Genomic DNA, 22,208 nt, shown 5'->3' on the forward strand with positions numbered 1-22,208 from the left:
TCCCGGCCGGAAGTATCGACACCCGGCCGGTCCCGCGGGGACGTCGTGGCCCGGTTCCCTCCTCCGGGGGACGTGTGCCCTCAGTCCAGATCCGCGAACGTCTCCCCCAGCAGGCGCCATTCGGCCAGCGGCAGGCCCGTGACGGTGTTGTCGGTGACGGCCTGGAGGGCGACGTGGTCGGCACCGGCGTCGAAGAACTCGTCGACGCGGCGGCGAACGTCAGCCGGGGAGCCGATGGCGTAGACGGCGTCGATCAGCCGGTCGCTGCCGCCGCCGGGGAAGTCCTCCTCCGTGAAGCCGAGCCGCAGCCAGTTGTTGCGGTAGTTGGCCAGCTCCAGGTAGCGGCTGAGGTAGGCGCGGGCCGTCTCCCGGTACGGCTCGGGGTCGACACCCTCGGGGATGAGGACGACCTTCAGTTCGGGCGCGAGCAGCGGTTCGGGCCCGAGTTCGGCGCGGGCCTCGGCGGTGTGCTCGGGCGTCACCAGGTAGGGCAGGGCGCCCAGCGCGCGGTCCCGGGCGAGGCGCAGCATCTTCGGGCCGAGGGCTGCGAGGGCCCGCTGCTGCGGGGGCACGGGGCGTTCGGCGGCGTCGAGCGCGTCGAGGTAGGCGCGCATGGCGGTGTAGGGGCGGCGGGCGAGGGGGTGGTCGAGCGCGCCGTACCGCTCGTCGTGGCTGACGCCGAGGCCGAGGACGAGCCGCCCGGGGTGGGCGTCGTTCAGCTCGGTGTGCCGGGCGGCGACCTCGGCCGCGGTGTGGTCCCAGATGCTGAGGATGCTGGTGCCGATGGTGGTGCGGGAGGTGGCGGCGAGGAGATCGCCTGCTTCGTCGGGCGAGGCGTTGCCGCCGAGCCAGATCGCGCCGAAGCCGAAGGTGTCCAACTGGGCCGCCGCGTCCGCGATCTCCGCGCGCCGCTCGGGGTCGGAGAACCGCAGGGACGCCGTCCAGATGCCGATCCTGCCGAGGTGTGGGTGGAATGCCATGCCGTCCACAGCACAGGGAGCGGCGCCGCTATTCCACCGGCGCGGCTCCGCCCCCTGCGCTTTCCCACGAACGTGTGAACTGCCCGCGGCGCACGGGCCCTCGCTCACGGGACCTCCCTCACCGGGCCCCGCTCACGGGCCCTCGCTCACAGGACCTTGGAGAGGAACTCCTTGGTCCGCTCGTGCTGGGGGTCGCCGAGCACGTCGCGCGGGGCGCCGGATTCGACGACGACGCCGCCGTCCATGAAGACCAGCGAGTCGCCGACCTCCCGCGCGAAGCCCATCTCGTGGGTGACGACGATCATCGTCATGCCGTCCCTGGCCAGGTCCCGCATGACGTCGAGGACCTCGCCGACCAGCTCCGGGTCGAGCGCCGAGGTGGGCTCGTCGAAGAGCATCAGCTTGGGGTCCATGGCCAGCGCGCGGGCGATCGCGACGCGCTGCTGCTGCCCGCCGGAGAGCTGGGCGGGGTGGCTGTCCGTCTTGTCGCCGAGGCCGACGCGCTCCAGCAGCTCCCGTGCGCGCTCCCGCGCCTTGCTCTTGGGCACGCGCTTGACCTGGACGGGCGCCTCGGCGACGTTCTCCAGCGCCGTCATGTGCGGGAAGAGGTTGAAGCGCTGGAAGACCATGCCGATGTCCCGGCGCTGCTCGGCGACTTCGCGGTCCCGCAGCTCGTAGAGCTTGCCGTTCTTCTCCCGGTAGCCGACGAGCGTGCCGTCGACGTACAGCCGCCCGGCGTTGATCTTCTCCAGGTGGTTGATGCACCGCAGGAACGTCGACTTGCCGGAGCCGGACGGGCCGACGATGCAGAAGACCTCGCCGGACTTCACCTCCAGGTCGATGCCCTTGAGGACGTCCACGGCCCCGAAGGACTTGTGCACGGCCTCCGCCTTGACCATCGAGCTGTCCCTCGCGCTCATGCGCCGACTCCTCCCGCGCCCTGTGCTCCGGAGCCGGTGCCGCGGCCGAGCACGAACAGATTCTTGCGCACCCGCTGCCAGGGCGTGTCGGGCAGCTCCCGCAGCGAGCCCTTGGCGTAGCGGCGCTCCAGGTAGTACTGGCCGATGCTGAAGACCGTGGTGATCGCCAGATACCAGACGGTGGCCACGAGCAGCAGTTCGACGACGGCGCTGGAGTTGTTGCCGATGTTCTGCGCCTTGCGCAGCGCCTCCTCGTACATGACCACCGAACACAGCGACGAGGTCTTCAGCAGGTTGATGAACTCGTTGCCGGTGGGCGGCACGATGACCCGCATCGCCTGCGGCAGCACGATCCGCCGCATGTTCTGCGCCTGGGTCATGCCGAGCGCCTGCGACGCCTCCGTCTGCCCCTCGTCGACGGACTGGATGCCCGCACGGCAGATCTCGGCCATGTACGCCGCCTCGTTCAGACCGAGCCCGAGGAGCGCCGCCATGAACGGGGTCATGGCGTCCGTCATCTCGTCCTTGTAGATCGGCCCGAGGTTGATGATCGGGAAGATCAGCGCCAGGTTGAACCACAGCAGCAGCTGGACGTAGACGGGGGTGCCGCGGAAGAACCAGATGTAGCCCCAGGCGACCGAGGAGGTCACCGGGTTCTTCGACATCCGCATCACCGCGAGGACGATGCCCAGCACCAGGCCCATGATCATGGACAGCACGCTGACCACGATCGTGTTCTTGACGCCTTCGAGGATTTGATCGTCGAAGAAGAAGTCCCCGACGGACTTCCACCGCAGATCGGCCCCGGCGACCGCGTTGACGAGCAGCCCCAGCAGCACGAGGACGACGACGGCGGCGACATAACGGCCCCAGTGCCGCACGGGAATGGCCTTGATGGCTTCGGGGGCGCCCGGTGCCGACGGCCCGGGCGCGTCCTCGGGCACCTTGTCGATGCGTGTTGTCACGGTCTTGCCTCTCCGTGTCCTAGGTGTCCGTACGGCCCGCTCAGGCGCCGGAGTTGATCTTCGCGGAGGAGACGCCACCGTCCTCGACGCCCCACTTGGCGAGCGCCTTCTCGTAGCTTCCGTCCTTGATGATCGCGGCGAGGGCTTCCTTGAGGGCGTCGCGGAGTTCGGTGTTGTCCTTGCTGACGGCCATGCCGTACGGCGCGGACTCCATCTGCTCGCCGACGACCTCGAAGTCCGCCGCGGACTTGGCGGCGAACGCGGCGACGGGGAAGTCGGAGACGTCGGCGACGACACCGCCCGCCTTCAGCCGCACGCGGGCCTCGTCGTCGGTGTCGTACGCCTCGACGGAGATCGCCTTCTTGCCGTCCGCGCGGCACTTCTTGGTCTGCTTCTTGAGGATCTCGTGCGAGGTGGTGCCGCGCTGTGTGGCGACCTTCTTGCCGCACATCTGCTCCACCGTCTCGATCTTGTCGGGGTTGCCCTTCTTGACGAGGATCGAGGAGCCGGCGGTGAGGTAGTCGACGAAGTCCACCCCCTTTCCGGCCTTCTTGCCCTTCTCGTCCAGTCCCTCGCGCCGGTCCCTGGTGTCCGTCATGGCGGACATGATCAGGTCGAAGCGGCCGGTCTGCATCGAGGTGATGAGCCCGTCGAAGGTGCCGTTGGTGAACTGGAAGCTCACCCCGAGCTTCTTGCTCATCGCCTGCGCGAGGTCGGGGTCGAGCCCGACGATCTCCGCGCCCTGCTTGTACTCCATGGGCCGGTACGCCGCGTCCGAGCCGACCTTGATGACGCCGGCGTCCTGGATCTCCTTCGGCAGCTTCTTGAACAGCGGTGCGTCGCTGCCCGAGCCGCCGCCCTGCGCGCTGTCCAGCTGGTTGCCGCAGCCCGCCAGCAGCAGGGCACCGGTGACCGCGAGGGCCGCGGGCACGAGGGGGCGGGAGCGCCGCGCGCGGGGGCGGGCGCCCGACGGGCGGGTACCGGCGGTCATGGGTCCTCCTGCGGGGTGGGGCGGCAGCCGTACGGTCGTGCACACACCTTCGGATGTCGCGACCTCGTCCGGATGCGGGACGGATGGGGGGCATCTTGCCATCCGGACATCGGGCTGCACGCCGCCCGCGAGGTCAAAATCGGATAACGGACCTGCGGTTCCGGATACAGGGCGCCGTCCACCGCGTAAGGGGCGACCGGGCACCTTTCCCAACAGCCCACGCGGCACGGCGGGATGAGCCGGAGGGCTCTCGGCCGGGGCGGCGCACCCGTCCTCCGGGGGCCGGATCCGCGGCGCCCGGCGACCCGGCGCGGTACGTCCCGCCGCACGCCTCGTCTCACTGTGCGGACATCCGGGCCGGGAGGGGAACTTCGCCCGGACTCCCCCCTGTTCGGGATCGTTCCGGAGCAACCGGACTGTTCGGGACCCACCGGACCGGCCGGCGCCCCGGCGGCGGGCGGCGACGGCGCACCGGATACCGCGCCGGGGCACGAGCGGGGCTCGCGGACCACTGCACCCGGGCTGGATCGAGGTCGTCGCCACCGGCCCCCGTCGGGTAGAAAGGTCGATTACACCCCTCACCTGGGGACCAGGGCACGTGTGCGGCGTGCCCGGCGTCCGTACCTCCCTCCGGGCAGCGGCCAACCGCTCTCCCGGGAAGCGGACGCGGTGCCCGCCCGTTCCTCACAGCAGGGAGCGGTCACCCTCACCGACATCAGACAAAAGGGGTTCACACAGTGGCAGCGGAGATCGTCAATCAGAAGGACGGGCTGGAGGACGACGTCATCGATCCGGCCTTCGCCCTGCACAGGGGCGGCAAGATGGCCGTGCAGGCGACCGTGCCGGTGCGCGACGCCGACGACCTGTCCCTCGCCTACACGCCCGGCGTCGCCAAGGTTTGCAGCGCCATCGCCGAACAGCCCGACATGGTCGACGACTACACCTGGAAGTCCCAGGTGGTCGCTGTGGTGACGGACGGCAGCGCGGTGCTCGGTCTGGGCGACATCGGCCCGGGCGCCTCGCTCCCCGTGATGGAGGGCAAGGCCATCCTCTTCAAGCAGTTCGGCGGCGTGGACGCGGTGCCGCTCGCGCTGGACACCCAGGACACCGACGAGATCGTCGCCACGGTCTCCCGGCTCGCCCCGTCCTTCGGCGGCGTCAACCTGGAGGACATCGCGGCCCCCCGCTGCTTCGAGATCGAGGCACGGCTGAAGGAAGCGCTGGACATCCCGGTCTTCCACGACGACCAGCACGGCACCGCGATCGTCACGCTGGCCGCCCTGCGCAACGCGGCCAAGCTGAACGGGCGCACGCTGGGCGAGCTGCGCGCGGTCATCTCCGGTGCGGGCGCGGCCGGTGTCGCGATCGCCCGGATCCTGATCGAGGCGGGCATCGGCGACGTGGCGGTCTGCGACCGCAAGGGCGTCGTCTCGCAGGACCGGGAGGACCTCACGGCGGTCAAGCGCGAGCTGGCCGGCTTCACCAACAAGGCGGGCCGCACGGGCTCGTTGGAGGCCGCGCTGGACGGCGCCGACGTCTTCATCGGCGTCAGCGGCGGCACCGTCCCCGAGGACGCGGTGGCGCGGATGGCCGAGGGCGCCTTCGTCTTCGCCATGGCCAACCCGAACCCGGAGGTCCACCCGGACGTCGCCCGCAAGTACGCGGCCGTGGTGGCCACCGGACGCAGCGACTACCCGAACCAGATCAACAACGTGCTGGCCTTCCCCGGGGTGTTCGCGGGCGCGCTCCAGGTGCGGGCGACGGACATCACCGAGGGCATGAAGCTGGCCGCCGCCGAGGCGCTGGCCGCGGTCGTCGCGGACGAGCTGAGCGCCGAGCGCGTCATCCCCTCGCCGTTCGACGAGCGGGTCGCCCCGGCGGTGACCGCCGCCGTGGCCGCCGCGGCCCGCGCCGAGGGCGTCGCCCGCCGCTGAGCCGCGCTCCGGCGGCCCGCCCGGCGGAGCCGGAGACCGCGAAGGGGCCGCTCCCCACGAGGGGGCGGCCCCTTCGGCGTGTGCGCCGCGCGACGGTCCGTGAACGCGCCCGTCGCGCCCGGGTGTTCGGCGTCCGCCGGCGCTCCCGTGCCTCAGCGCACCGCGAGGACCATCGCGTCGCTGGGCGAGGCCCACACCGTGCGGGCCTCGCCGAAGCCGCCCTGGCAAAGGGTGTCGGCGTGCCAGCGGGCGCTGGGGAACTCCTCGGAGTTGTGGTCATGGGTGACCTCCGCGGGGTTGCCGAACAGCCGGAAGCGCTCCTCGGCCACCTCGCGCAGCCCCGGGTCCCGGGACAGCTCGCGCCACCAGCCGCCCCAGTCCAGCTGCCCCTCCGCCTTCTTGCGCTCGCGCTGCGCCTCGGCGTGCGCCTCGACGGCCGCGTCGATCCGCGGTGTGCCCTCCTCGGGCATGTGGTCGGCGTTCAGGAAGACGCCGCCCTCCCGCACCAGCCCGGCGAGCTGTCCGTAGAGCGCGCGCAGCTCGGCAGCGCGCATCCAGTGCAGCGCGGTGGCGGTCAGGATCGCGTCGAACGGCCCGGCGGGCAGCGCGGCCGTCCACTCCGGGTCGTTCAGATCGGCCGAGCGGAACTCCACACGTGAGTCGCCCGCGAAGGTGCCGCGCGCGATCGCCAGCAGCGCCGGGTCGCGGTCGACGCCGACGGCGGTGGCCTTCGGCAGCCGCTCCAGCAGCCGGGCGGAGATGGTGCCCGTACCGCAGGCGAGATCGAGCACCCGGGGCGCGGGGCCGGCGAACGCCTCGACCATGTCGAGCATGACCCGGAACCGCTCCTCGCGGTCGGGGAGGTACCACTCCTGCTGGCGGTCCCAACTCGCCTGCCAGCCCTGCCAGTCGACTCCGCTTGTCGCGTCGGTCGTCATGCCCCCTCCTCGGCGTAATACCCTCGTTCTGGATTGAGCCATTACCGACGATAGACCGCCCGCCGTAAGGACCACAAGTGGAACTGAGCTATTACTCCGATATGGCTGTGCGCTTGGTGAACACCGAGCAGCCCGAGCGCGGCACCGACACCCTCACGTCCATCGCCTCGGTCCGGGACCTGTGCGGCCCGAACCAGACAGTGGCCCGCAAGGCGACCGAAGGGGACGTGTCCCGGCTGCGTGCCGTCCGCACCCGGCTGCGCGCCGTGTTCACCGCCGCGTCCGAGGGCGACGAGGTACGGGCGGTCGACCTGCTCAACGCCCTGCTGATGGAGTTCCCCACCAGCCCCCAGATCTCCGGCCACGAGTACCTCGACGACGAGGGACGCCCCCGCTGGCACATGCACCTGGCCGAACAGCCCGCGAACGCGGCCGCCGCCTACGCCGCCACGGCCTGCATGGGCCTGGCCTTCCACCTCACGGAACTGGGCGTCGAGCGGCTCGGCATCTGCCAGGCGACCCCGTGCCGCAACGCCTACCTGGACACGTCGACGAACCGGTCCCGCCGCTACTGCTCGGACCGCTGCGCGACCCGCGCCAACGTGGCCGCCTACCGCGCCCGCAAGCGCCTGGAGAGCAGCCTGGAGGACGAGCGCGCCGCCCCGCCCGAGCGCGGGCGCAGCGGGCCCACCAGCGGCCGCACGGCCCCGGAGGACCAGCGCACCGCCGACCCCATCGAATGAACCCCGCGCGGCGGGCGCACCCGCAGCCACGCCCGCGCGATCACCAGCTCGTCCGGCACCGCACCGAACTCCCTGCTGTCGTTCACGACCAGCGGGTTGTCCCCCCGCACCCACCAGCCGCCGTCGCACCGCTCCACAGCGCGCTTGACGATCAGCAGATCGTGCTGGAACGGGTGCCGCAGCACCACGATGTCCCCCGTGCGCACCGGTGCGCCGTACCGGACCACCAGCTGGTCACCGGGCAGCAGCGTCGGCTCCATCGACGGGTTGTAGACCTCTGCCAGGCCGATGCGCCCCAGCGGGCCCCGGCCGCCGTGCTCCGGGTCCGTACGTTCCACCAGTTGGCCGTACTCGCGCGTCCGCTCCGGCATCTTCTCCGCCTCCGGTCCTCCGGACCGCGACCGGTCCGTTTAATCCAGCAGATCCAGACTGTCACTGGACTTTTGTCCTAAGCCCGTGGGGGCACACGCGAAAAGACTTCCCACACGGAGTAATGTCGCATGTGAGAAGACGATCACGAGGAAGGACAGCTTTATGCTCTCCCGCCTGTTCGCCCCCAAGGTGCAGGTCAGCGCACACTGCGACCTGCCGTGCGGTGTCTACGACCCGGCCCAGGCCCGGATCGAGGCCGAGTCCGTGAAGGCCATCCAGGAGAAGTACCAGGCCAACGACGACCCGCACTACCGGATGCGTGCGACCACCATCAAGGAGGAGCGCGCCGAGCTGGCCAAGCACCACGTCTCGGTGCTGTGGAGCGACTACTTCAAGCCTCCGCACTTCGAGAAGTACCCCGAGCTGCACCAGCTCGTGAACGACACCCTGAAGGCGCTCTCCACGGCCAAGGGGTCCACCGACCCGGCCACCGGCCAGAAGGCGCTGGACTACATCGCCCAGATCGACAAGATCTTCTGGGAGACCAAGAAGGGCTGACGCCCCGGCACTTCACGCGCACTCGCGCGGTCCTGCCGAGCAGGCCGGACTCTTCGTGAACGGGCCCGTCCGGAGAACCTCCGGACGGGCCCGTCGCCGTCTCCCCGGCCGGACGGGAGGAATCCGGGAGATCATCTCCCGCCCGGCGGCCGGGCGTCGGCGCCTCCGCCGCCCAAGCGGCGCCCGCCCCGCCGGAGTTCCGCTCAGCGGGACGCGAGCCGCCACAGGCTGGTGACCTCGGCGGCCCGGGCGGCGTGCAGCGGGTCGTCGGGGTCGCTCGCGCGGGCGTGGGCGGGGCGGGTGTCCAGGCGGTCCACGACGCGCAGGCCCGCGGCCTCGATCCAGCCGCACAGCTCGGCACGGCTGCGCAGCCCCAGGTGTTCGGCGAGGTCGGACAGGATCAGCCAGCCCTCGCCGCCGGGCGCCAGCCGCGGGGCGAGCCCGTCCAGGAAGCCGCGCAGCATCCGGCTGCCGGGGTCGTAGACGGCCTGCTCCAGCTCGGACGCGGGCTTGGCGGGGACCCAGGGCGGGTTGCAGACGACGACGTCGGCGGGGTGTGCCGGGCCGCTCCCGGGCGGGTAGAGATCCGCGCCGCACACCCGGACCGTCTCCGCGGCGCCCAGCCGCCGGACGTTCTCCTCCGCGCAGGCCAGCGCCCGCTCGGCGGCGTCCGTGGCGACGACGCGGCCGACCCCGCGCCGGGCCAGCACGACGGCGAGCACGCCCGTGCCCGTCCCGATGTCGAACGCCGTCAGCGAGCCGGGATCGCCGGGCAGCGGCGCCCGCGCGACCAGGTCGACGTACTCGCCCCGCACGGGCGAGAAGACGCCGTGGTGCGGGTGCACCCGGTCCCCGCCCAGCGCGTCCACGGGCACCCCGGTACGCCGCCACTCGTGGGCCGAGAGCACGCCGAGCAGCTCCCGCAGCGCCACCAGGGCCGGCCCGTCGCCGGGCCGCGCCGGGCCCCAGGCGGCGGTGCAGGCGGCGTCCACGTCGGGGGCGCGGCGCAGCGGGACCTCGTAGCGGCCGTCCGGGGTGGTCTCCAGCGGGACGAGCAGCATGCCGAGCACCCGCGTCCTGCGGGAGCGGGCCTGCCGGTAGCGGTGGAAGGTCTCGCGCGGGCCGGCGCCCGGCTTCGGTTGCTTGCGGTCCACCCGGCGGCCGAGCGCGGCGAGCAGCTGCCGGGCGCCGTGGTGATCGCCCCGCCACAGCAGCGCGGTACCCTCGCAGGCCAGCTTGTAGGCGGTGTCGGCGGGCATCCGGTCGTCGGCGACCCGTACCCACCGGGGTGGTCGCGCCCCGCTGCCGGACCGCCAGCGGGCGTCGCGCTCCACGCCGTCCTCGCTCCAGCGGACCCGCTCCGCACCGGCCCGCGGCTGCCGCTCGTCTTCTGTACGCACCGGGAAAGGGTAGGCCGACTCCGGGGACGCGCCGCCCCGGTGCCCGCCGCTCAGCTCCGTGCGGTGCGTACGGCGCCCATGCTGGCGGCGACGACGAGCGCGATGGCGGCCAGCTGCACGCCGCCCAGGCTCTGCCCGAGCACCAGGAAGCCGGCGGTGGTGGCCGCGACGGGCATCAGGCTCATCAGCACGGCGAAGGTCGCGGCCGGCAGCCGGCGCAGCGCGAACAGCTCCAGGGTGTAGGGCAGCCCGGAGGAGAGCACGGCGACGGCGGCGCCCAGGCCCAGGGTGACCGGGTCGAGCAGGGCCGTGCCCGCGCTGAAGAGGCCCAGCGGGGCGCTGACGAGGGCCGCGACGCCCATCGCCAGGGCGAGGCCGTCGGCCTTCGGGAACCGGGCGCCGGTGCGGGCGTTGAAGACGATGTACGCCGACCACATCGCCCCGGCGGCCAGCGCGAAGCCGACACCGGCGGGTGCGAGCCCGTCGAAGTCGCTCGCGCCGAGCAGATACACCCCGCCGAGCGCGAGGCCCGCCCACAGCAGGCTCGCGGCCCGCCGCGCGGCGACGACGGAGAGCACCAGCGGCCCGAGCAGCTCCAGCGTGACGGCCGCGCCCAGCGGGATCCGGTCGATGGCCTGGTAGAAGAGGCTGTTCATGGTGCCGAGCGCGATACCGAGCCCCACGGCCGCCGCCCAGTCCGACCGGCTGTGGCCGCGCAGCCGCGGGCGGCACACGGCGAGCATCAGCGCGGCCGAGAAGACCAGCCGCAGCGCGACGACGCCGAGCGCCCCGGCCCGCGGGAACAGCAGCGCGGCGACGGCGGACCCGAACTGGAGCGAGAAGGCGCTGCCGAGCACCATGCCGACCCCGCCGAGCCGGGCACGCGCCGCGGAGCCGGAAGCGGCACCGGACGCGGAACCGGAAGCGGAGCCCGCCGGCGCGGGCCGGGTGGCGGCCGGGCCTCCGTCGCCGGGGGTGGGTGCGGGGCCGCCCGCCGAGGGGGCGGCCGGGGAGCGGTCGGAAGCGGTCACCAGGCCACGCTAGGACGCCCCCGCGTGCGCCGTGAAATGCGCCTTCCGCTGCGGCTATGCTCCACGCGCATGACCGTCGAGCTGCGTCACCTGCGTGCCTTCCTCGCCATCGCCGAGGAGGGCGGCATCACCCGCGCCGCCGCCCGGCTCCGGATGAGCCAGCCCGCGCTCTCGCGCACCCTGCGCCGGCTGGAGGAGCACCTGGGCGTCCGGCTCGCCGACCGCTCCACGCACCATCTGGAACTGACCGCGCAGGGCCACGCGTTCCGCGACAAGGCGCGCGCCGCCGTCGCCGCCGTCGACGAGGCGCTGGACCCGCAGCGGCTGCACACCTGGCCGCTGCGGCTGGGCCACGCCTGGTCGGCGCTGGGGCGCAGCACGACGCCGCTGCTGCGCCGCTGGCGGGCCGAGCACCCCGCCACCCCGCTGGAGCTGCTGCGCATCGACGACCGGACGGCGGGGTTGCTGGCCGGCCGGGTGGACGCCGCGCTGCTGCGCGGCCCGGTGCCCGGCGGCCGGGGGCTGTGCGCCACCGAGCTGGTGCGCGAGCCGCGCGTCGCCGCCGTCCCCGCGCACGGTGAACTGGCCGCGCGACACGAGGCGTTGACGCTGGCCGACCTCGCGCCGCATCCGGTGGCGCTCAACACCGTCTCGGGGCTGACCACGCTCGGGCTGTGGCCGCCGGAGATCCGGCCGGACGCGGACGCCGCGGTCCGGGTGGCCAACACCGACGACTGGCTCGGCGCCATCGCCGCCGGCGGCGCCGTGGGCGTCTCGACGCAGGCCACGGCGGAGCTGCACCCGCATCCGGGCGTCGCCTACCGGCCGCTCACGGTGCCGGGCGACACGGGGGTGCCCGTCTCACTGGTGTGGCGGGACATGCCGGGCCACCCGGCCATCCCCGATCTGGTGACAGCCGCCCGGCAGGTCCTGTCGGCGCGGGGAACCGCCTGACCACGGCATACGTTGACCGACACGACGGGTGAGACCGCGCACGGCGGGCACCCGCCCCATCCGCACCGCACGACGGGAGGCAGGACCATGGCAGGTTTTCTCGACCGCGCCAAGGAGCAGGCCCAGAAGGGTCTCGCGCAGGGCAAGGAGAAGGTGGAAGAGGTCCAGGCCCAGCGCGCGGGCAACGACCTGCTGCGCAAGCTGGGCGCCGCCTACTACGCCGAGCAGCGCGGCAACGGCTCGCCGCAGCAGGTGCAGCAGGCCATGGCGGCCCTGGAGGCCCACATCGCACAGAACGGCGACGCGTTCTTGAAGTGAGCCACGCTCCCGGGGACTTCCCGGTGCTCCCGGGTGTTGCCGGGACGCGCTGCCGAAGCACCCCGGCAGGGCGGACGGGCCCGCCCGCGGGGGCTCTCGCGCCCGCGCGGGCCCGCGGCTCAGCCGAAGCGGACGCGGTGCAGCATCAGCAGCGCCGCCGCGGTGTTCGCCGCCGGCACCTGGCCCGAGGCGATCAGATCGGGGGTCTCCTTCAGCGGGACCCACTCGCGCTTGTCGGACTCGAAGTCGTCCTCGGGCTGCCCGAGGTACTCGGCGCTGTCCGCCCAGTAGATGTGGTGCCGCGCGTCGGTCAGCCCGTTCGACGGCTCGACGGTCATCAGATGGCGGAGGGGGCCGGGCCGCCAGCCCGTCTCCTCCGTCATCTCCCGCGCCGCCGCCTCGGTCAGCTCCTCACCGTCCTCGACGACGCCGGCCGCCAGTTCCCACCCCCAGCTGTCGGTGATGAAGCGGTGCCGCCACAGCAGCAGCACCTCGTTCCGCTCGTTGACGGCGGTCGCCATCGCCACGGGCCGCAGCCGGATCAGATAGTGATCCAGATGCCGCCCGTCGGGCAGTTCCACGTCCGCGAGATTGACCCGAAGCCACTGGTTCTCGTACACGGTGCGTTCACCCAGGTTCTTCCATCGCACGTCATGTGCCCCCTTCCCGGACGGAGTGGGCACATCCCAGCACGGTGCGCTCACCCGCTGACAGAGGCACTCCGGGTGCCCCGGTGTCAGAAGGGCACGCTCAGCGCTTCCTCGATGAGCTTGGCCGCCTCGGCCGCCGATGCGCCGGGGTGGCGCGCCAGCCGCTGTCCCACCCTGCGCATGCGCCCGCGCAGGCGCTGCGACTCGATGCCCTGCGCGGTGTCGACCATGCGGACCGCCGCGTCCGCCGCGCCCTCGCCGTCGCCGCTGCGCAGCCGCACGTCGCTGAGGGTGGCCAGCCGGTTGACCCGGCCGCGGACGTGCGCCGGCGCACGCGCGGCCTCCTGCGCGTAGTCCCTGGCCGCTTCCACCTCTCCCAGCAGGAGCAACGCCTCGGCCAGACGCACCTGCACCAGGCCCGGCTGGACGTAGCCGGTCTCCTCCGGCTCCTCCTCGGGACGGATGCGCTCGGAGTACGCCTCGGCCCTGCGCATGCAGGCGTACGCGGCCGCCCGGTCGCCGAGTTGGGCGTAGGCCCGGGCCTGCATCGCGTACAGATCCGTGGCGAGCGCGGGCGTCAGGTGCGCTCCGGTGGTGCGCAGCACGGCCTCGGCGCAGGCCAGCGCGTGCCGGTGCTCCCCCAGGAACAGGGCCTGGTTGACCAGCAGGGCCACGACGTAGCCGCCGAACCGCAGATCCCCCGACGCCTTGCCCAGGCGCAGCGCCTGGTGGAAGTAGCGCTGGGCCAGCCCCTGGGCGTCGGCGTCGTAGGCGCAGATGCCGCTGATCGCCGCCAACGCGCCTGCGGCGCGGCACAGTTGGCGGCCGGTAGCGTCGTCGTAGGTGCCGCGCAGCAGCGGGGCCACCTCGGCCGTGAGGAAGCCGGCGACGCGGGCGCGGGTGGCCACGCCTCCGGCGTTGCGGTAGAGGTGCTCGTAGTGTCCGCGGGCCGCGTGCAGCACCGCGACGTCCGCGGCGGTGACGGGCGCTCCCGCGGTGCGCGAGACGTCCCGGTCCTCGGGCGGGTTCTCCCACTCCCACACGGGGGCGACGGCGGCCGCCCCGCTCAGCAGCGCCGGTCCCGGCCAGTCGTCGTGCAGTTGGTCGGCCCGCCACAGCGAGGCCGCGCGTTCGACGAACGCTCCGAGTCCGCCCTCCCCTGGCGGCGGCGGCAGATCGGGGGCGCTCACCGACCCCATGCCGATGTCACTGAGGGTGAGAATGCGCCCGAGCTTCTCGCCGAGGACCTCGCAGATCAACTCGGGGACCCTGCCCCGTGGCCGTTGTCCCTTCAACCAGCGGGAGACGGCCGTGTGGTCATAACGCAGGGTGAGATCTGCTTGGCTTCCTAATCGATTGATCCTCGCCGCCAGACCGGCCCGGGACATCCCTGACTGGTCAAGCAGCGCGTCCAGTTGACTGTTGGGCTCCATCCCGCCCTCCGGCCGTACAAACGTGTTGTTCCGCAGAGTAACGGAACCGGATTCACACGGGGTGTGAAAGGACCGCGCACGCATGTGTGCGGCACATGCTCCCGCTCGTCCGCGAGGCGCGTTTGCCTGGAAGGCATCGCGGTGCGGCGACCGGAATCAGAGCACGCCGCGCACACGCAGAGCTACCCCTTGGCAGAAGGAAGAGAGGCACTTCGATGAACGATCCGATCATGTGGCACCACAGGAGCGGTCATGCGCACCGCTGACCCCTCGCACACCGCCCCGACTCCCGCCGCACGCCGCCGCGTTCGCCCGCCCAACCGCGCGCTGCGCGCCCTGCTGGAGGAGACGGAGTGGACGCAGGCGGCGTTCGCGCGTGCGCTTTCCCGTCTCGGCGCCGAGATCGGCATACAGCTTCGGTACGACAGGACTTCAGTCGCGCACTGGTTACGCGGCAGCCGTCCCGACCCCCGCGTCCAGCACCTCATCGCGGAGGCGTTGTCGCGCCGGCTGGGACGCCCCGTCGCCGTCGCCGACCTCGGCATGGCCGACGGCCGGGCCACCCCCAGCACACTCAGCACACCCGGCGACGGGCGGCGCGCGGACACCACCGAGGGAGCCGGGCCCGGGGACGGCGCGCACCGCCGCACGCCCGACCGGGACCCGGCGTCCCCGGGCACCCGCGCGCCCGCCCACCCCGCCGACCGCCTCACCGCGCTGACCGCCCCGGTCGTCCCGCCGCCCCGCGCCGACTCCCCTCCCCCGGCCCCGTACACGCTCGGCCTGCTGGAGCAGACCGTGCGCCCGGCCCGAGGCGCGCGCGGCGAGGACGGGCGCACGGGCGCGGAGCGCGCCGCCGTCCCCGCCCCCGTCCGTCCCCCGGCGGCACGCACCCCCGGGCTGCACCGCACCGTGCCGGGCACCGGCCCCGGCGGGCCGGGCGCGGTCGCCTCGGTGCACGAGCACGCGCGGTTCTTCGCGCTCCAGGCCGACCGGTACGGCGGCGGCCACATCCGCACCTCGCTCGCCGCGTACCTCTCCGGCCTCGTCCGCACCCTGCGCACCGGCCCCGGTGACGCCCACCACCGCGGACTGCTGGCGGGCGCCGCCCGGTTGAGCTTCCTGCTCGCCCGGGTCTACGCCGACGAGCGGCGGCACGGGCTCGCCCAGCGCGCGTTCGTCACCGCGGCCGAGCTGGCCGCCGAGGCCGAGGACCCGGAGGGCGTGGCGCTGGCCCGCCGCGCCCTCGGCTCCCAGGCACACCAGCTGGGCCATCCCCGGGCGAGCCACACGCTGGCCCGTGCCGCGCTGGCCGCGGCGCCGGCGGCGGTCGAGCCCTCCGTCCGGGCGTATCTGTACGCGGGCCTGGCGGTCGCCCGGGCCGCCTGCGGTGAGCGCTCCAGCGCCCTGGAGGCGCTGCGCGACGCCGAACACCAGCTCGCCCGGGCCCCGTTGGACCTCACGACCGGTCCGGGCGCGCCCGGCGCCGAGCCGGTCGGCACGTACCAGGACGCGGCGCTGCTGTACCAGTCGGGCCAGGTGCGGGCGGCGCTCGGCGACCGGCCGGGCGCCGTACGCGAGCTGCGGGCGTCCCTGCACGCCCGGCCGGCTACGGAGCTGCGCCCCCGGGCGATCACCCGTGCGGAACTGGCCGAACTCCTGCTCGCCGAACGGAGGTTGGAGGAGGCGTGCGCCGCCTGGCAGGGTTTCCTCCAGGACGCGGACCGGGTCCGTTCCGGCCGGGTGCAGGCCGCGCGCGCCCGGCTGCCGGTGCTGCTGCGCCCGTACGCCCGCGAGGGCTGCGTACGCTCACTCCTCGCACACACGAACTCCCCAGCAGGCGTACGGTCGCGTGGCTAGAAGGTCACCGCCGTCGGGTATGACGCAGGCAGCACCCGCCGGACGCACGGAACCGGCCGCACACCCGGCGGGCGCGGCACGCACGACCGCGGCACCCGGCACGACCGGCACAGCCGCGCGGCACGCAGAACACAGCCGGCACGAACAGCACAGACAGCACACACAACACAGGCAGCACGGACAGCCACGACGGACACGGGGCGTAGAGCATGGCCACACCGATCACCGCGAAGGCACTCCTGGAAGCTCTCGACAAGGAGGGCGTCAAGGTCGACGAGGTGCGCAACTGGCGCGAGCACAACCGCAACCAGCAGGGGCCCTGGGGCCCGGTGCACGGCATCATGATCCACCACACGGTCACCAGCGGCGCCAAGGAGACCGTCGACCTCGTCTACGACGGCCGCTCCGACCTGCCGGGCCCGCTCGCACACGGCTGCATCACCAAGGACGGCACCGTCCATCTGACGGGCCACGGGCGGGCCAACCACGCGGGGACGGGCGACGGGGACGTCCTGCGTGCGGTCATCGCCGAGCGCAGCACCCCGGACCCGAACGAACAGGACACCGACGGGAACACCCACTTCTACGGCTTCGAGTGCGAGAACCTCGGCGACGGGGACGACCCGTGGCCGGATGAGCAGATCGACGCGATCGTGCGGGCCTCGGCGGCGCTGTGCCGCCACCACGGCTGGAACGCGCGCTCGGTCATCGGCCATCTGGAGTGGACGAACCAGAAGACCGATCCCCGCGGGTTCACGATGGACGCCCTGCGCAAGAAGATCACCGAGCGCCTCAAGTAACCGGCTCGGCAACCGCGCCCCGGCGCCGCCCGCACCCCCGCGGCGCCGGGGCGCAGCGCTGCGCCCGGCGACCACGGCAGGCCCCGCGGGTGCGCTCGGCACCGGAGCCACAATGGACACATGTCCGATCCGCTCGCCGCTCTCGCCCCGCGGCTGCCCTCACCGCTCCAGGAGGCGCACGACGAGCGGTTCGCACGCCGCGGCGTGCGCCTTCTCCTCAAACGCGACGACCTCATCCATCCCGCGCTCCCCGGCAACAAGTGGCGCAAACTCGCCCCTAACCTGCGGTCGGTCCTGGACTCGTCGCACCGGACGCTGCTGACCTTCGGCGGGGCCTGGTCCAACCATCTGCGGGCCACCGCTGCCGCCGGCCGGCTGCTGGGCCTGCGCACGATCGGCATCGTGCGCGGACACGAACTGGCCACCCGCCCCCTCAATCCCTCGCTGGCCCGCTGCGCCGCGGACGGCATGGAGCTGGAGTTCGTCGAGCGCTCCGCCTACCGCCGCCGCGCCGACCCCGACTGGCACGCGGAGTTGCTCTCCCGCTTCGGTCCGTGCGCGCTGCTGCCCGAGGGCGGCAGCAACGCGGCGGCCGTGCACGGCTGCGCGAGGCTCGGCGAGGAACTGCGCGGCCGGACCGATGTGGTGGCCGTCGCCTGCGGCACCGGCGGCACGCTCGCCGGCCTGGCAGCGGGGGTTTCCCCAGGTCAGCGCGTGCTCGGCGTCCCGGTACTGAAGGGCGGCTTCCTGACCGGCGAGATACGGGCCCTGCAACGCGCGGCGTTCGGCGGGCCGCGCGGCACCTGGTGGCTGGACGAGCGGTTCCACGGCGGCGGCTACGCGCGGGTGAGCGCGGAACTGCGGGAGTTCGCCGAGGGCTTCGCCCGGCGCCACGCGCTCGCCCCGCTCGATCTCGTCTACGTCGCCAAGCTGTTGTACGCGCTGGACCGCCTCGCCCAGGAGGGCGCCTTCCCGGCCGGCAGCACCGTCACGGCCGTCGTGACGGGCAGCGGACAGCAGGCCACCTGAGAGTGAGAGAAACCGTCGGAGGCGACCGCGGCACCGGCCCGAGCCCATGACACACAGTGATAGTCGCCACGACTTTCTGTCACCGTCATTCGGAAGCCGCCCGCTCAACCATCACTCTGTGTAAGGAAAATGAGCGAGCACCCTCCGATCCGCCGCCCGGCAGCCGCACTCCGGGGCGCCCCCGGGGTCGGGTTTCGGCCCTCCTTGGACGGTGTTCCGCAGGTGGCTATGAAGACATCGGGTGGCGGGTAATGACTTGGCAGGCCCTTTCGTCGGCCGCCCTGCCCGCGCGGCAGCGGACGACCCCGGCGAACGGCCGCTCCCGAAACGGTCCTGCACGGGCGGGGAATCCCTCTGAGGCTTCCCCGAAGCGCCAACACAGCGTAATCGCACAGGATTTGAGGGCCCCAACCCCTAGCCACAGAAAGTGCCCATATGTTTACTATGGGTGACACCCGCGAAGTGAAGCGGCGAAGATCCGCACGTGCGGCATCGCGGCGCGGATCGCGATAGCGTCGCTGACGAAACGAACCAACAGCCGTGCCGGCCCGCGCGGGCCCAACCGGCTCGTGTCACCTTGGAGGTGAGGGTGTCCCAGATCGCAGGCGAGCCCGGGTCGCAGGACTTCGTCGAGGTCCGGCTGCCGGCCGCGGGTGCCTATCTGTCGGTGCTGCGAACGGCCACCGCCGGTCTCGCGGCCCGCTTGGACTTCACCCTCGACGAGATCGAGGATCTGCGGATCGCCGTGGACGAGGCGTGCGCGATCCTGCTCCAGCAGGCCGTCCCCGGTTCCGTGCTCAGTTGCGTCTTCAAGCTCGTCGGCGACTCGCTGCGGGTCACCGTCTCGGCGCCGACGACCGACGGCCGCGCCCCGGAGCGCGACACCTTCGCGTGGACGGTGCTGTCGGCCCTGGCCGGTGAGGTGGATTCATCAGTGTCGGAAGACCGTACGGTCAGCATCAGCCTGCACAAGAAGCGCGGTGCGGGCCCCGGAGCGTCGTGACCGAGCACGAGGCACGGGAGATGTGGGCGGGCCGCCCCGAGGCGGCCCCCGTGGGCATTCCTGAGCAGCAGGCCCTCCAGCACCCGGCCGACCCCAGCAGTCAGCGACCGGAGCGGGCGGACGCGATGGAGCACGAGCAGCGTGAGGAGCGCGGGGAGCGCCAGGAGCACCAGGACCGCCAGGAGCACAGCCGGCGGGCGAACGGTGCCTCCCGCGGCTCCGACCCCGCGGACCGCGGCGGCGCCCGCGCGCTCTTCGTCGAACTGCGCAAGCTGCCCGACGGCCCGGAGCGCTCCCGGCTGCGGGACGAGCTGGTCCGGATGCACCTGCCGCTCGTGGAGCACCTGGCACGCCGCTTCCGCAACCGCGGCGAGCCCCTGGACGACCTGACGCAGGTCGCCACCATCGGACTGATCAAGTCGGTCGACCGCTTCGACCCGGAACGCGGCGTCGAGTTCTCGACGTACGCGACCCCGACGGTCGTCGGCGAGATCAAGCGGCACTTCCGCGACAAGGGCTGGGCGGTCCGGGTACCTCGCCGGCTCCAGGAGCTGCGGCTCTCCCTGACCTCGGCGACGGCGGAACTGTCCCAGCTGCACGGGCGTGCCCCGACCGTGCACGAGCTGGCGCAGCGCCTGTCGATCTCCGAGGAGGAGGTCCTGGAGGGACTGGAGTCGGCGAACGCCTACAGCACGCTCTCCCTGGACGTGCCGGACACCGACGACGAGTCGCCCGCGGTGGCCGACACCCTCGGCGCCGAGGACGACGCGCTGGAGGGCGTCGAGTACCGCGAGTCCCTCAAGCCGCTGCTGGAGCAACTGCCGCCGCGGGAGAAGAAGATCCTGCTGCTGCGGTTCTTCGGCAACATGACCCAGTCGCAGATCGCGCAGGAGGTCGGCATCTCGCAGATGCACGTCTCGCGCCTGCTCGCCAGAACCCTCGCCCAGCTCCGCGACCGCCTCCTGGTCGAGGAGTGACCCGCCGGACCCCGCCCCTCTCCCCCCGGGGGCGGGGCCCGGCCCCTTCCGCGTCTCCGTCCCGGCCCGTACGGCTCACTGCTGTGGCCCCGTGCGGCCCGGATTCAGCGCGGCCCGATGCCCAGCGCCTCGGTGGCGGTCGGGTTGACGAGGCAGCACAGCACGGCCACCGCGCAGCCGGCGAGCAGCACGGCCAGCGCCAGCAGCAGCCCCCCGTTCTGCGCCATCTGCCAGGCGACGGGGAGCGCGATCAACTGCACGATCATCGAGGGGCCGCGGCTCCACCGGCGCCGCAGCCACAGCCCCCGGGCCGCCGCGAGCGGCAGCACGGCCAGCGCGAGCACGGTCACCGCGAGCGTGACGGCCTGCGTCATGTCGTCGGGCTCACCGGTGACGAGCATCACCAGCGAGACGAGTCCGAAGACCGCGACGACGACCCCCTGGAGCCCGGTCACCGCGGCGGCGGCCGCGATCCGGCGGGGACGTGGCGCCTCGGCGGCGCCCTGTGCTGCCTTTGCCGCCTTCGCTGCCTCTTCGGCGTCCGCTTCCGTCGTGTCGGTGGGGTTGGCGCTCTCACTCACGCCTGAAAGCTTAGGGCCTCGTCGTCGGAATGCTCCGGGCCTCTCGCCCGGATCCCGCCGGGCTCGCGGGGTCCGGCCCCGTGGCCGCCGGACGGGGGTGGGCCGCCGGATCCGGCGCTGGGTACCCTGCACCCCATGCGCGCTCTCCTCGTGGTCAACCCGGCAGCCACCACCACCAGCGCGCGGACCCGTGATGTCCTGGCGCACGCGCTCGCCAGCGACCTCAAGCTGGAGGTCGCCACCACGGAGTACCGCGGCCACGCCCGCGATCTGGCCCGGCAGGCGGCCTGCGGCGGGGACGGCACGGAGCTGGTGATCGCGCTCGGCGGGGACGGCACCGTCAACGAGGTCGTCAACGGCCTGCTGCACGAGGGCCCGGACCCGGAGCGGCTGCCCCGGCTCGCGGTGGTGCCGGGCGGTTCCACCAATGTCTTCGCGCGGGCGCTGGGGCTGCCCAACGACGTCGTGGAGGCCACGGGCGCCCTGCTGGACGCGCTGGAGGCCGGCTCGGAGCGCACGGTCGGCCTCGGGCTGGCCTCGGGGGTACCGGGCTCGGACGACGCGGGCGCGCCGGCCCGCTGGTTCACCTTCACCGCCGGACTCGGGTTCGACGCGGGCGTGATCGGCCGGGTCGAACAGCAGCGGGAACGGGGAAAGCGTTCGACGCACACGCTCTATGTGCGCCAGGTGGTACGGCAGTTCCTCGGGGAGCCGCACCGCGCGAGAGGAACGATCACGCTGCGCCGCCCGGACGCGGAACCGGTCGAGGAACTCGCGCTTTCCATCGTGTGCAATACGGCGCCCTGGTCCTATCTGGGCAACAAACCGCTGTACGCGGCGCCGCAGGCGTCTTTCGACACCGGTCTCGACGTGCTCGGGCTGAGCCGGCTGACGCCCGCGGCCGTGAGCCGCTACGGCACCCAGCTGCTGACCTCCGGGCCCGACCGGGGGCCGCGCGGCAAGCACGCGACGACGCTGCACGACCTCAGTGAGTTCACCTTGCATTCGCAGGTTCCACTGCCGTTTCAGATGGACGGTGACCACCTGGGACTGCGTACGAACGTCAGCTTCACAGGCGTACGCCGTGCACTGCGTGTGATTGTGTAAGTCGAAGGCCCCAAACTCCTTCCAGTCGAACGTTTAAACCAGCCTCCACCCACTGGAATGAGGGCTGTGAGCTAGTCGACACCTCGGATTCAAAAAAAACTTTCCGGAAGGGGTTGTATCCGGAGCCGAGGTTTGCGAGTCTCTTCGTGGCGATCGGGACGGCCCCTTCGAAGGGCCCCCTTGAGAGTCCGAATCCTCCTCTTCACTTCAGTGGGACCCCTCACACTCCTGAGGGCCCCCCTTCCCCTGCGGGGGGATTCGTGAAAGCGTTCACATTCACAAGCAAGCCACACAAGGAGAGGTAGCAGCCATGGACTGGCGTCACCACGCCGTTTGCCGCGAGGAAGACCCCGAGCTGTTCTTCCCCATCGGCAACACCGGTCCTGCGCTGCTGCAGATCGAGGAAGCCAAGGCCGTCTGCCGCCGCTGCCCCGTCATGGAGCAGTGCCTGCAGTGGGCCCTGGAGTCCGGTCAGGACTCCGGTGTCTGGGGTGGCCTCAGCGAGGATGAGCGCCGTGCGATGAAGCGCCGCGCCGCCCGCAACCGGGCGCGGAACAACGCCGCGACCGCCTGACGCCCAGCCAGCCCTGGCACCAGCTGCACCCCGAGCCGCAGCGCGCAGTGCACGCGGAGCGCCGAGCCGCCCGCGCAGCGTCCACGCACG

Annotated in this window: 22 protein-coding genes and 1 pseudogene; 12 read left to right on the forward strand and 11 right to left on the reverse strand. The window is 72.8% G+C overall.

All coding sequences use genetic code 11. The features are described 5' to 3' along the window. Positions 1 to 80: 80 nt before the first annotated feature. From SCA03_RS15275 to SCA03_RS15290, 4 genes are all read right to left on the reverse strand, one after another. Positions 81 to 980 carry an LLM class F420-dependent oxidoreductase gene (locus tag SCA03_RS15275; RefSeq protein WP_030876272.1) on the reverse strand — a complete coding sequence of 300 codons (900 nt, stop codon included), beginning with the start codon at positions 978 to 980 and terminating at the stop codon, positions 81 to 83. A 146-nt stretch (positions 981 to 1,126) separates the two neighbouring features. Continuing rightward, the gene (locus SCA03_RS15280) at positions 1,127 to 1,900 is read right to left on the reverse strand and encodes an amino acid ABC transporter ATP-binding protein (protein ID WP_030876274.1); all 774 of its coding nucleotides are present in this window, start codon (positions 1,898 to 1,900) and stop codon (positions 1,127 to 1,129) included. Continuing rightward, positions 1,897 to 2,865, reverse strand: a complete 969-nt coding sequence (locus tag SCA03_RS15285; protein WP_030876277.1) for an amino acid ABC transporter permease — start codon at positions 2,863 to 2,865, stop codon at positions 1,897 to 1,899. The genes SCA03_RS15280 and SCA03_RS15285 overlap by 4 nt, the downstream gene beginning before the upstream one ends. A 40-nt stretch (positions 2,866 to 2,905) precedes the next feature. Further along, positions 2,906 to 3,856: an ABC transporter substrate-binding protein gene (locus SCA03_RS15290; RefSeq protein ID WP_141275446.1), complete on the reverse strand. Its 951-nt coding sequence runs from the start codon at positions 3,854 to 3,856 to the stop codon at positions 2,906 to 2,908. Between the two features lie 737 nt (positions 3,857 to 4,593). Between SCA03_RS15290 and SCA03_RS15295 the strand changes: the two genes are divergently transcribed. After that, a complete protein-coding gene (locus SCA03_RS15295) occupies positions 4,594 to 5,790 on the forward strand; it encodes an NAD(P)-dependent malic enzyme (RefSeq protein ID WP_086816948.1) in 1,197 nt (398 codons plus the stop codon). 152 nt (positions 5,791 to 5,942) lie between these two features. Here SCA03_RS15295 and SCA03_RS15300 read toward each other — a convergent pair whose 3' ends face one another. Next, positions 5,943 to 6,728 (reverse strand): class I SAM-dependent methyltransferase, encoded by a 786-nt coding sequence (locus SCA03_RS15300; protein ID WP_030876285.1) that lies wholly within the window; start codon positions 6,726 to 6,728, stop codon positions 5,943 to 5,945. A 77-nt stretch (positions 6,729 to 6,805) separates the two neighbouring features. Here SCA03_RS15300 and SCA03_RS15305 point away from each other — a divergent pair, with 77 nt between their 5' ends. Next, positions 6,806 to 7,471 carry a CGNR zinc finger domain-containing protein gene (locus SCA03_RS15305; protein ID WP_230988708.1) on the forward strand — a complete coding sequence of 222 codons (666 nt, stop codon included), beginning with the start codon at positions 6,806 to 6,808 and terminating at the stop codon, positions 7,469 to 7,471. An 89-nt stretch (positions 7,472 to 7,560) separates the two neighbouring features. Here the strand turns inward: SCA03_RS15305 and SCA03_RS15310 are convergent. Beyond that, a pseudogene (locus tag SCA03_RS15310) lies at positions 7,561 to 7,842 on the reverse strand (S24 family peptidase); the annotation flags it as partial. 163 nt (positions 7,843 to 8,005) lie between these two features. Here SCA03_RS15310 and sodN point away from each other — a divergent pair. Further along, positions 8,006 to 8,401, forward strand: coding sequence for a superoxide dismutase, Ni (gene sodN, locus SCA03_RS15315; protein WP_030876292.1), 396 nt, complete (start codon positions 8,006 to 8,008; stop codon positions 8,399 to 8,401). A gap of 203 nt (positions 8,402 to 8,604) precedes the next feature. Here sodN and SCA03_RS15320 read toward each other — a convergent pair whose 3' ends face one another. After that, positions 8,605 to 9,801 (reverse strand): methyltransferase, encoded by a 1,197-nt coding sequence (locus SCA03_RS15320; protein WP_141275447.1) that lies wholly within the window; start codon positions 9,799 to 9,801, stop codon positions 8,605 to 8,607. A gap of 50 nt (positions 9,802 to 9,851) precedes the next feature. Next, a complete protein-coding gene (locus SCA03_RS15325; protein ID WP_030876297.1) occupies positions 9,852 to 10,661 on the reverse strand; it encodes an EamA family transporter in 810 nt (269 codons plus the stop codon). Positions 10,662 to 10,901: 240 nt separating this feature from the next. On the opposite strand from SCA03_RS15325, the gene SCA03_RS15330 reads away from it, so the two are divergent. Beyond that, positions 10,902 to 11,786, forward strand: a complete 885-nt coding sequence (locus SCA03_RS15330; RefSeq protein WP_030876301.1) for a LysR family transcriptional regulator — start codon at positions 10,902 to 10,904, stop codon at positions 11,784 to 11,786. Positions 11,787 to 11,873: 87 nt separating this feature from the next. After that, the gene (locus SCA03_RS15335) at positions 11,874 to 12,104 is read left to right on the forward strand and encodes a hypothetical protein (protein ID WP_030876304.1); all 231 of its coding nucleotides are present in this window, start codon (positions 11,874 to 11,876) and stop codon (positions 12,102 to 12,104) included. Positions 12,105 to 12,223: 119 nt separating this feature from the next. On the opposite strand, the gene SCA03_RS15340 is transcribed toward SCA03_RS15335, so the two are convergent. Beyond that, positions 12,224 to 12,754: an NUDIX hydrolase gene (locus SCA03_RS15340; RefSeq protein WP_030876306.1), complete on the reverse strand. Its 531-nt coding sequence runs from the start codon at positions 12,752 to 12,754 to the stop codon at positions 12,224 to 12,226. A gap of 86 nt (positions 12,755 to 12,840) precedes the next feature. Continuing rightward, positions 12,841 to 14,187, reverse strand: coding sequence for an NsdA family TPR-like regulatory protein (locus tag SCA03_RS15345; RefSeq protein WP_086817438.1), 1,347 nt, complete (start codon positions 14,185 to 14,187; stop codon positions 12,841 to 12,843). A 252-nt stretch (positions 14,188 to 14,439) separates the two neighbouring features. On the opposite strand from SCA03_RS15345, the gene SCA03_RS15350 reads away from it, so the two are divergent. The 5 genes from SCA03_RS15350 (at position 14,440) to SCA03_RS15370 (ending at position 19,856) form a co-directional block, all read left to right on the forward strand. Continuing rightward, positions 14,440 to 16,047 carry an NsdA family TPR-like regulatory protein gene (locus SCA03_RS15350; protein ID WP_174864497.1) on the forward strand — a complete coding sequence of 536 codons (1,608 nt, stop codon included), beginning with the start codon at positions 14,440 to 14,442 and terminating at the stop codon, positions 16,045 to 16,047. 209 nt (positions 16,048 to 16,256) lie between these two features. Next, positions 16,257 to 16,847, forward strand: a complete 591-nt coding sequence (locus SCA03_RS15355; protein WP_030876315.1) for an N-acetylmuramoyl-L-alanine amidase — start codon at positions 16,257 to 16,259, stop codon at positions 16,845 to 16,847. Between the two features lie 120 nt (positions 16,848 to 16,967). Continuing rightward, on the forward strand, positions 16,968 to 17,876 hold the full coding sequence (locus SCA03_RS15360) for a 1-aminocyclopropane-1-carboxylate deaminase/D-cysteine desulfhydrase (protein WP_030876318.1): 909 nt from the start codon (positions 16,968 to 16,970) through the stop codon (positions 17,874 to 17,876). Positions 17,877 to 18,465: 589 nt separating this feature from the next. After that, entirely contained in the window at positions 18,466 to 18,879 is a 414-nt protein-coding gene (locus tag SCA03_RS15365; RefSeq protein ID WP_030876321.1) for an ATP-binding protein, read from the forward strand. Beyond that, a complete protein-coding gene (locus SCA03_RS15370) occupies positions 18,876 to 19,856 on the forward strand; it encodes an RNA polymerase sigma factor SigF (RefSeq protein WP_037851250.1) in 981 nt (326 codons plus the stop codon). Before SCA03_RS15365 ends, SCA03_RS15370 begins: the two co-directional genes overlap by 4 nt. Positions 19,857 to 19,960: 104 nt before the next feature. On the opposite strand, the gene SCA03_RS15375 is transcribed toward SCA03_RS15370, so the two are convergent. Continuing rightward, positions 19,961 to 20,437: a hypothetical protein gene (locus tag SCA03_RS15375; RefSeq protein ID WP_086815945.1), complete on the reverse strand. Its 477-nt coding sequence runs from the start codon at positions 20,435 to 20,437 to the stop codon at positions 19,961 to 19,963. Positions 20,438 to 20,572: 135 nt separating this feature from the next. Between SCA03_RS15375 and SCA03_RS15380 the strand changes: the two genes are divergently transcribed. Next, entirely contained in the window at positions 20,573 to 21,544 is a 972-nt protein-coding gene (locus SCA03_RS15380; RefSeq protein WP_030876330.1) for a diacylglycerol/lipid kinase family protein, read from the forward strand. Between the two features lie 310 nt (positions 21,545 to 21,854). After that, positions 21,855 to 22,118, forward strand: coding sequence for a WhiB family transcriptional regulator (locus SCA03_RS15385; protein ID WP_016469673.1), 264 nt, complete (start codon positions 21,855 to 21,857; stop codon positions 22,116 to 22,118). Positions 22,119 to 22,208 lie beyond the last annotated feature (90 nt).

Origin of the sequence: Streptomyces cacaoi, from assembly GCF_006539165.1 — a bacterium.
GTDB classification, from domain to species: domain Bacteria; phylum Actinomycetota; class Actinomycetes; order Streptomycetales; family Streptomycetaceae; genus Streptomyces; species Streptomyces cacaoi.

What these genes read in the sequence shown, in the direction of transcription:
- SCA03_RS15275 (WP_030876272.1), bottom strand. Translation starts at nt 980, where the DNA reads ATGGCATTCCACCCACACCTCGGCAGGATCGGCATCTGGACGGCGTCC.
- SCA03_RS15345 (WP_086817438.1), bottom strand. Translation starts at nt 14,187, where the DNA reads ATGGAGCCCAACAGTCAACTGGACGCGCTGCTTGACCAGTCAGGGATG.
- SCA03_RS15350 (WP_174864497.1), top strand. Translation starts at nt 14,440, where the DNA reads ATGCGCACCGCTGACCCCTCGCACACCGCCCCGACTCCCGCCGCACGC.
- SCA03_RS15360 (WP_030876318.1), top strand. Translation starts at nt 16,968, where the DNA reads ATGTCCGATCCGCTCGCCGCTCTCGCCCCGCGGCTGCCCTCACCGCTC.
- SCA03_RS15290 (WP_141275446.1), bottom strand. Translation starts at nt 3,856, where the DNA reads ATGACCGCCGGTACCCGCCCGTCGGGCGCCCGCCCCCGCGCGCGGCGC.
- SCA03_RS15335 (WP_030876304.1), top strand. Translation starts at nt 11,874, where the DNA reads ATGGCAGGTTTTCTCGACCGCGCCAAGGAGCAGGCCCAGAAGGGTCTC.
- SCA03_RS15330 (WP_030876301.1), top strand. Translation starts at nt 10,902, where the DNA reads ATGACCGTCGAGCTGCGTCACCTGCGTGCCTTCCTCGCCATCGCCGAG.
- SCA03_RS15280 (WP_030876274.1), bottom strand. Translation starts at nt 1,900, where the DNA reads ATGAGCGCGAGGGACAGCTCGATGGTCAAGGCGGAGGCCGTGCACAAG.
- sodN (WP_030876292.1), top strand. Translation starts at nt 8,006, where the DNA reads ATGCTCTCCCGCCTGTTCGCCCCCAAGGTGCAGGTCAGCGCACACTGC.
- SCA03_RS15380 (WP_030876330.1), top strand. Translation starts at nt 20,573, where the DNA reads ATGCGCGCTCTCCTCGTGGTCAACCCGGCAGCCACCACCACCAGCGCG.
- SCA03_RS15385 (WP_016469673.1), top strand. Translation starts at nt 21,855, where the DNA reads ATGGACTGGCGTCACCACGCCGTTTGCCGCGAGGAAGACCCCGAGCTG.
- SCA03_RS15325 (WP_030876297.1), bottom strand. Translation starts at nt 10,661, where the DNA reads ATGGTGCTCGGCAGCGCCTTCTCGCTCCAGTTCGGGTCCGCCGTCGCC.
- SCA03_RS15355 (WP_030876315.1), top strand. Translation starts at nt 16,257, where the DNA reads ATGGCCACACCGATCACCGCGAAGGCACTCCTGGAAGCTCTCGACAAG.
- SCA03_RS15300 (WP_030876285.1), bottom strand. Translation starts at nt 6,728, where the DNA reads ATGACGACCGACGCGACAAGCGGAGTCGACTGGCAGGGCTGGCAGGCG.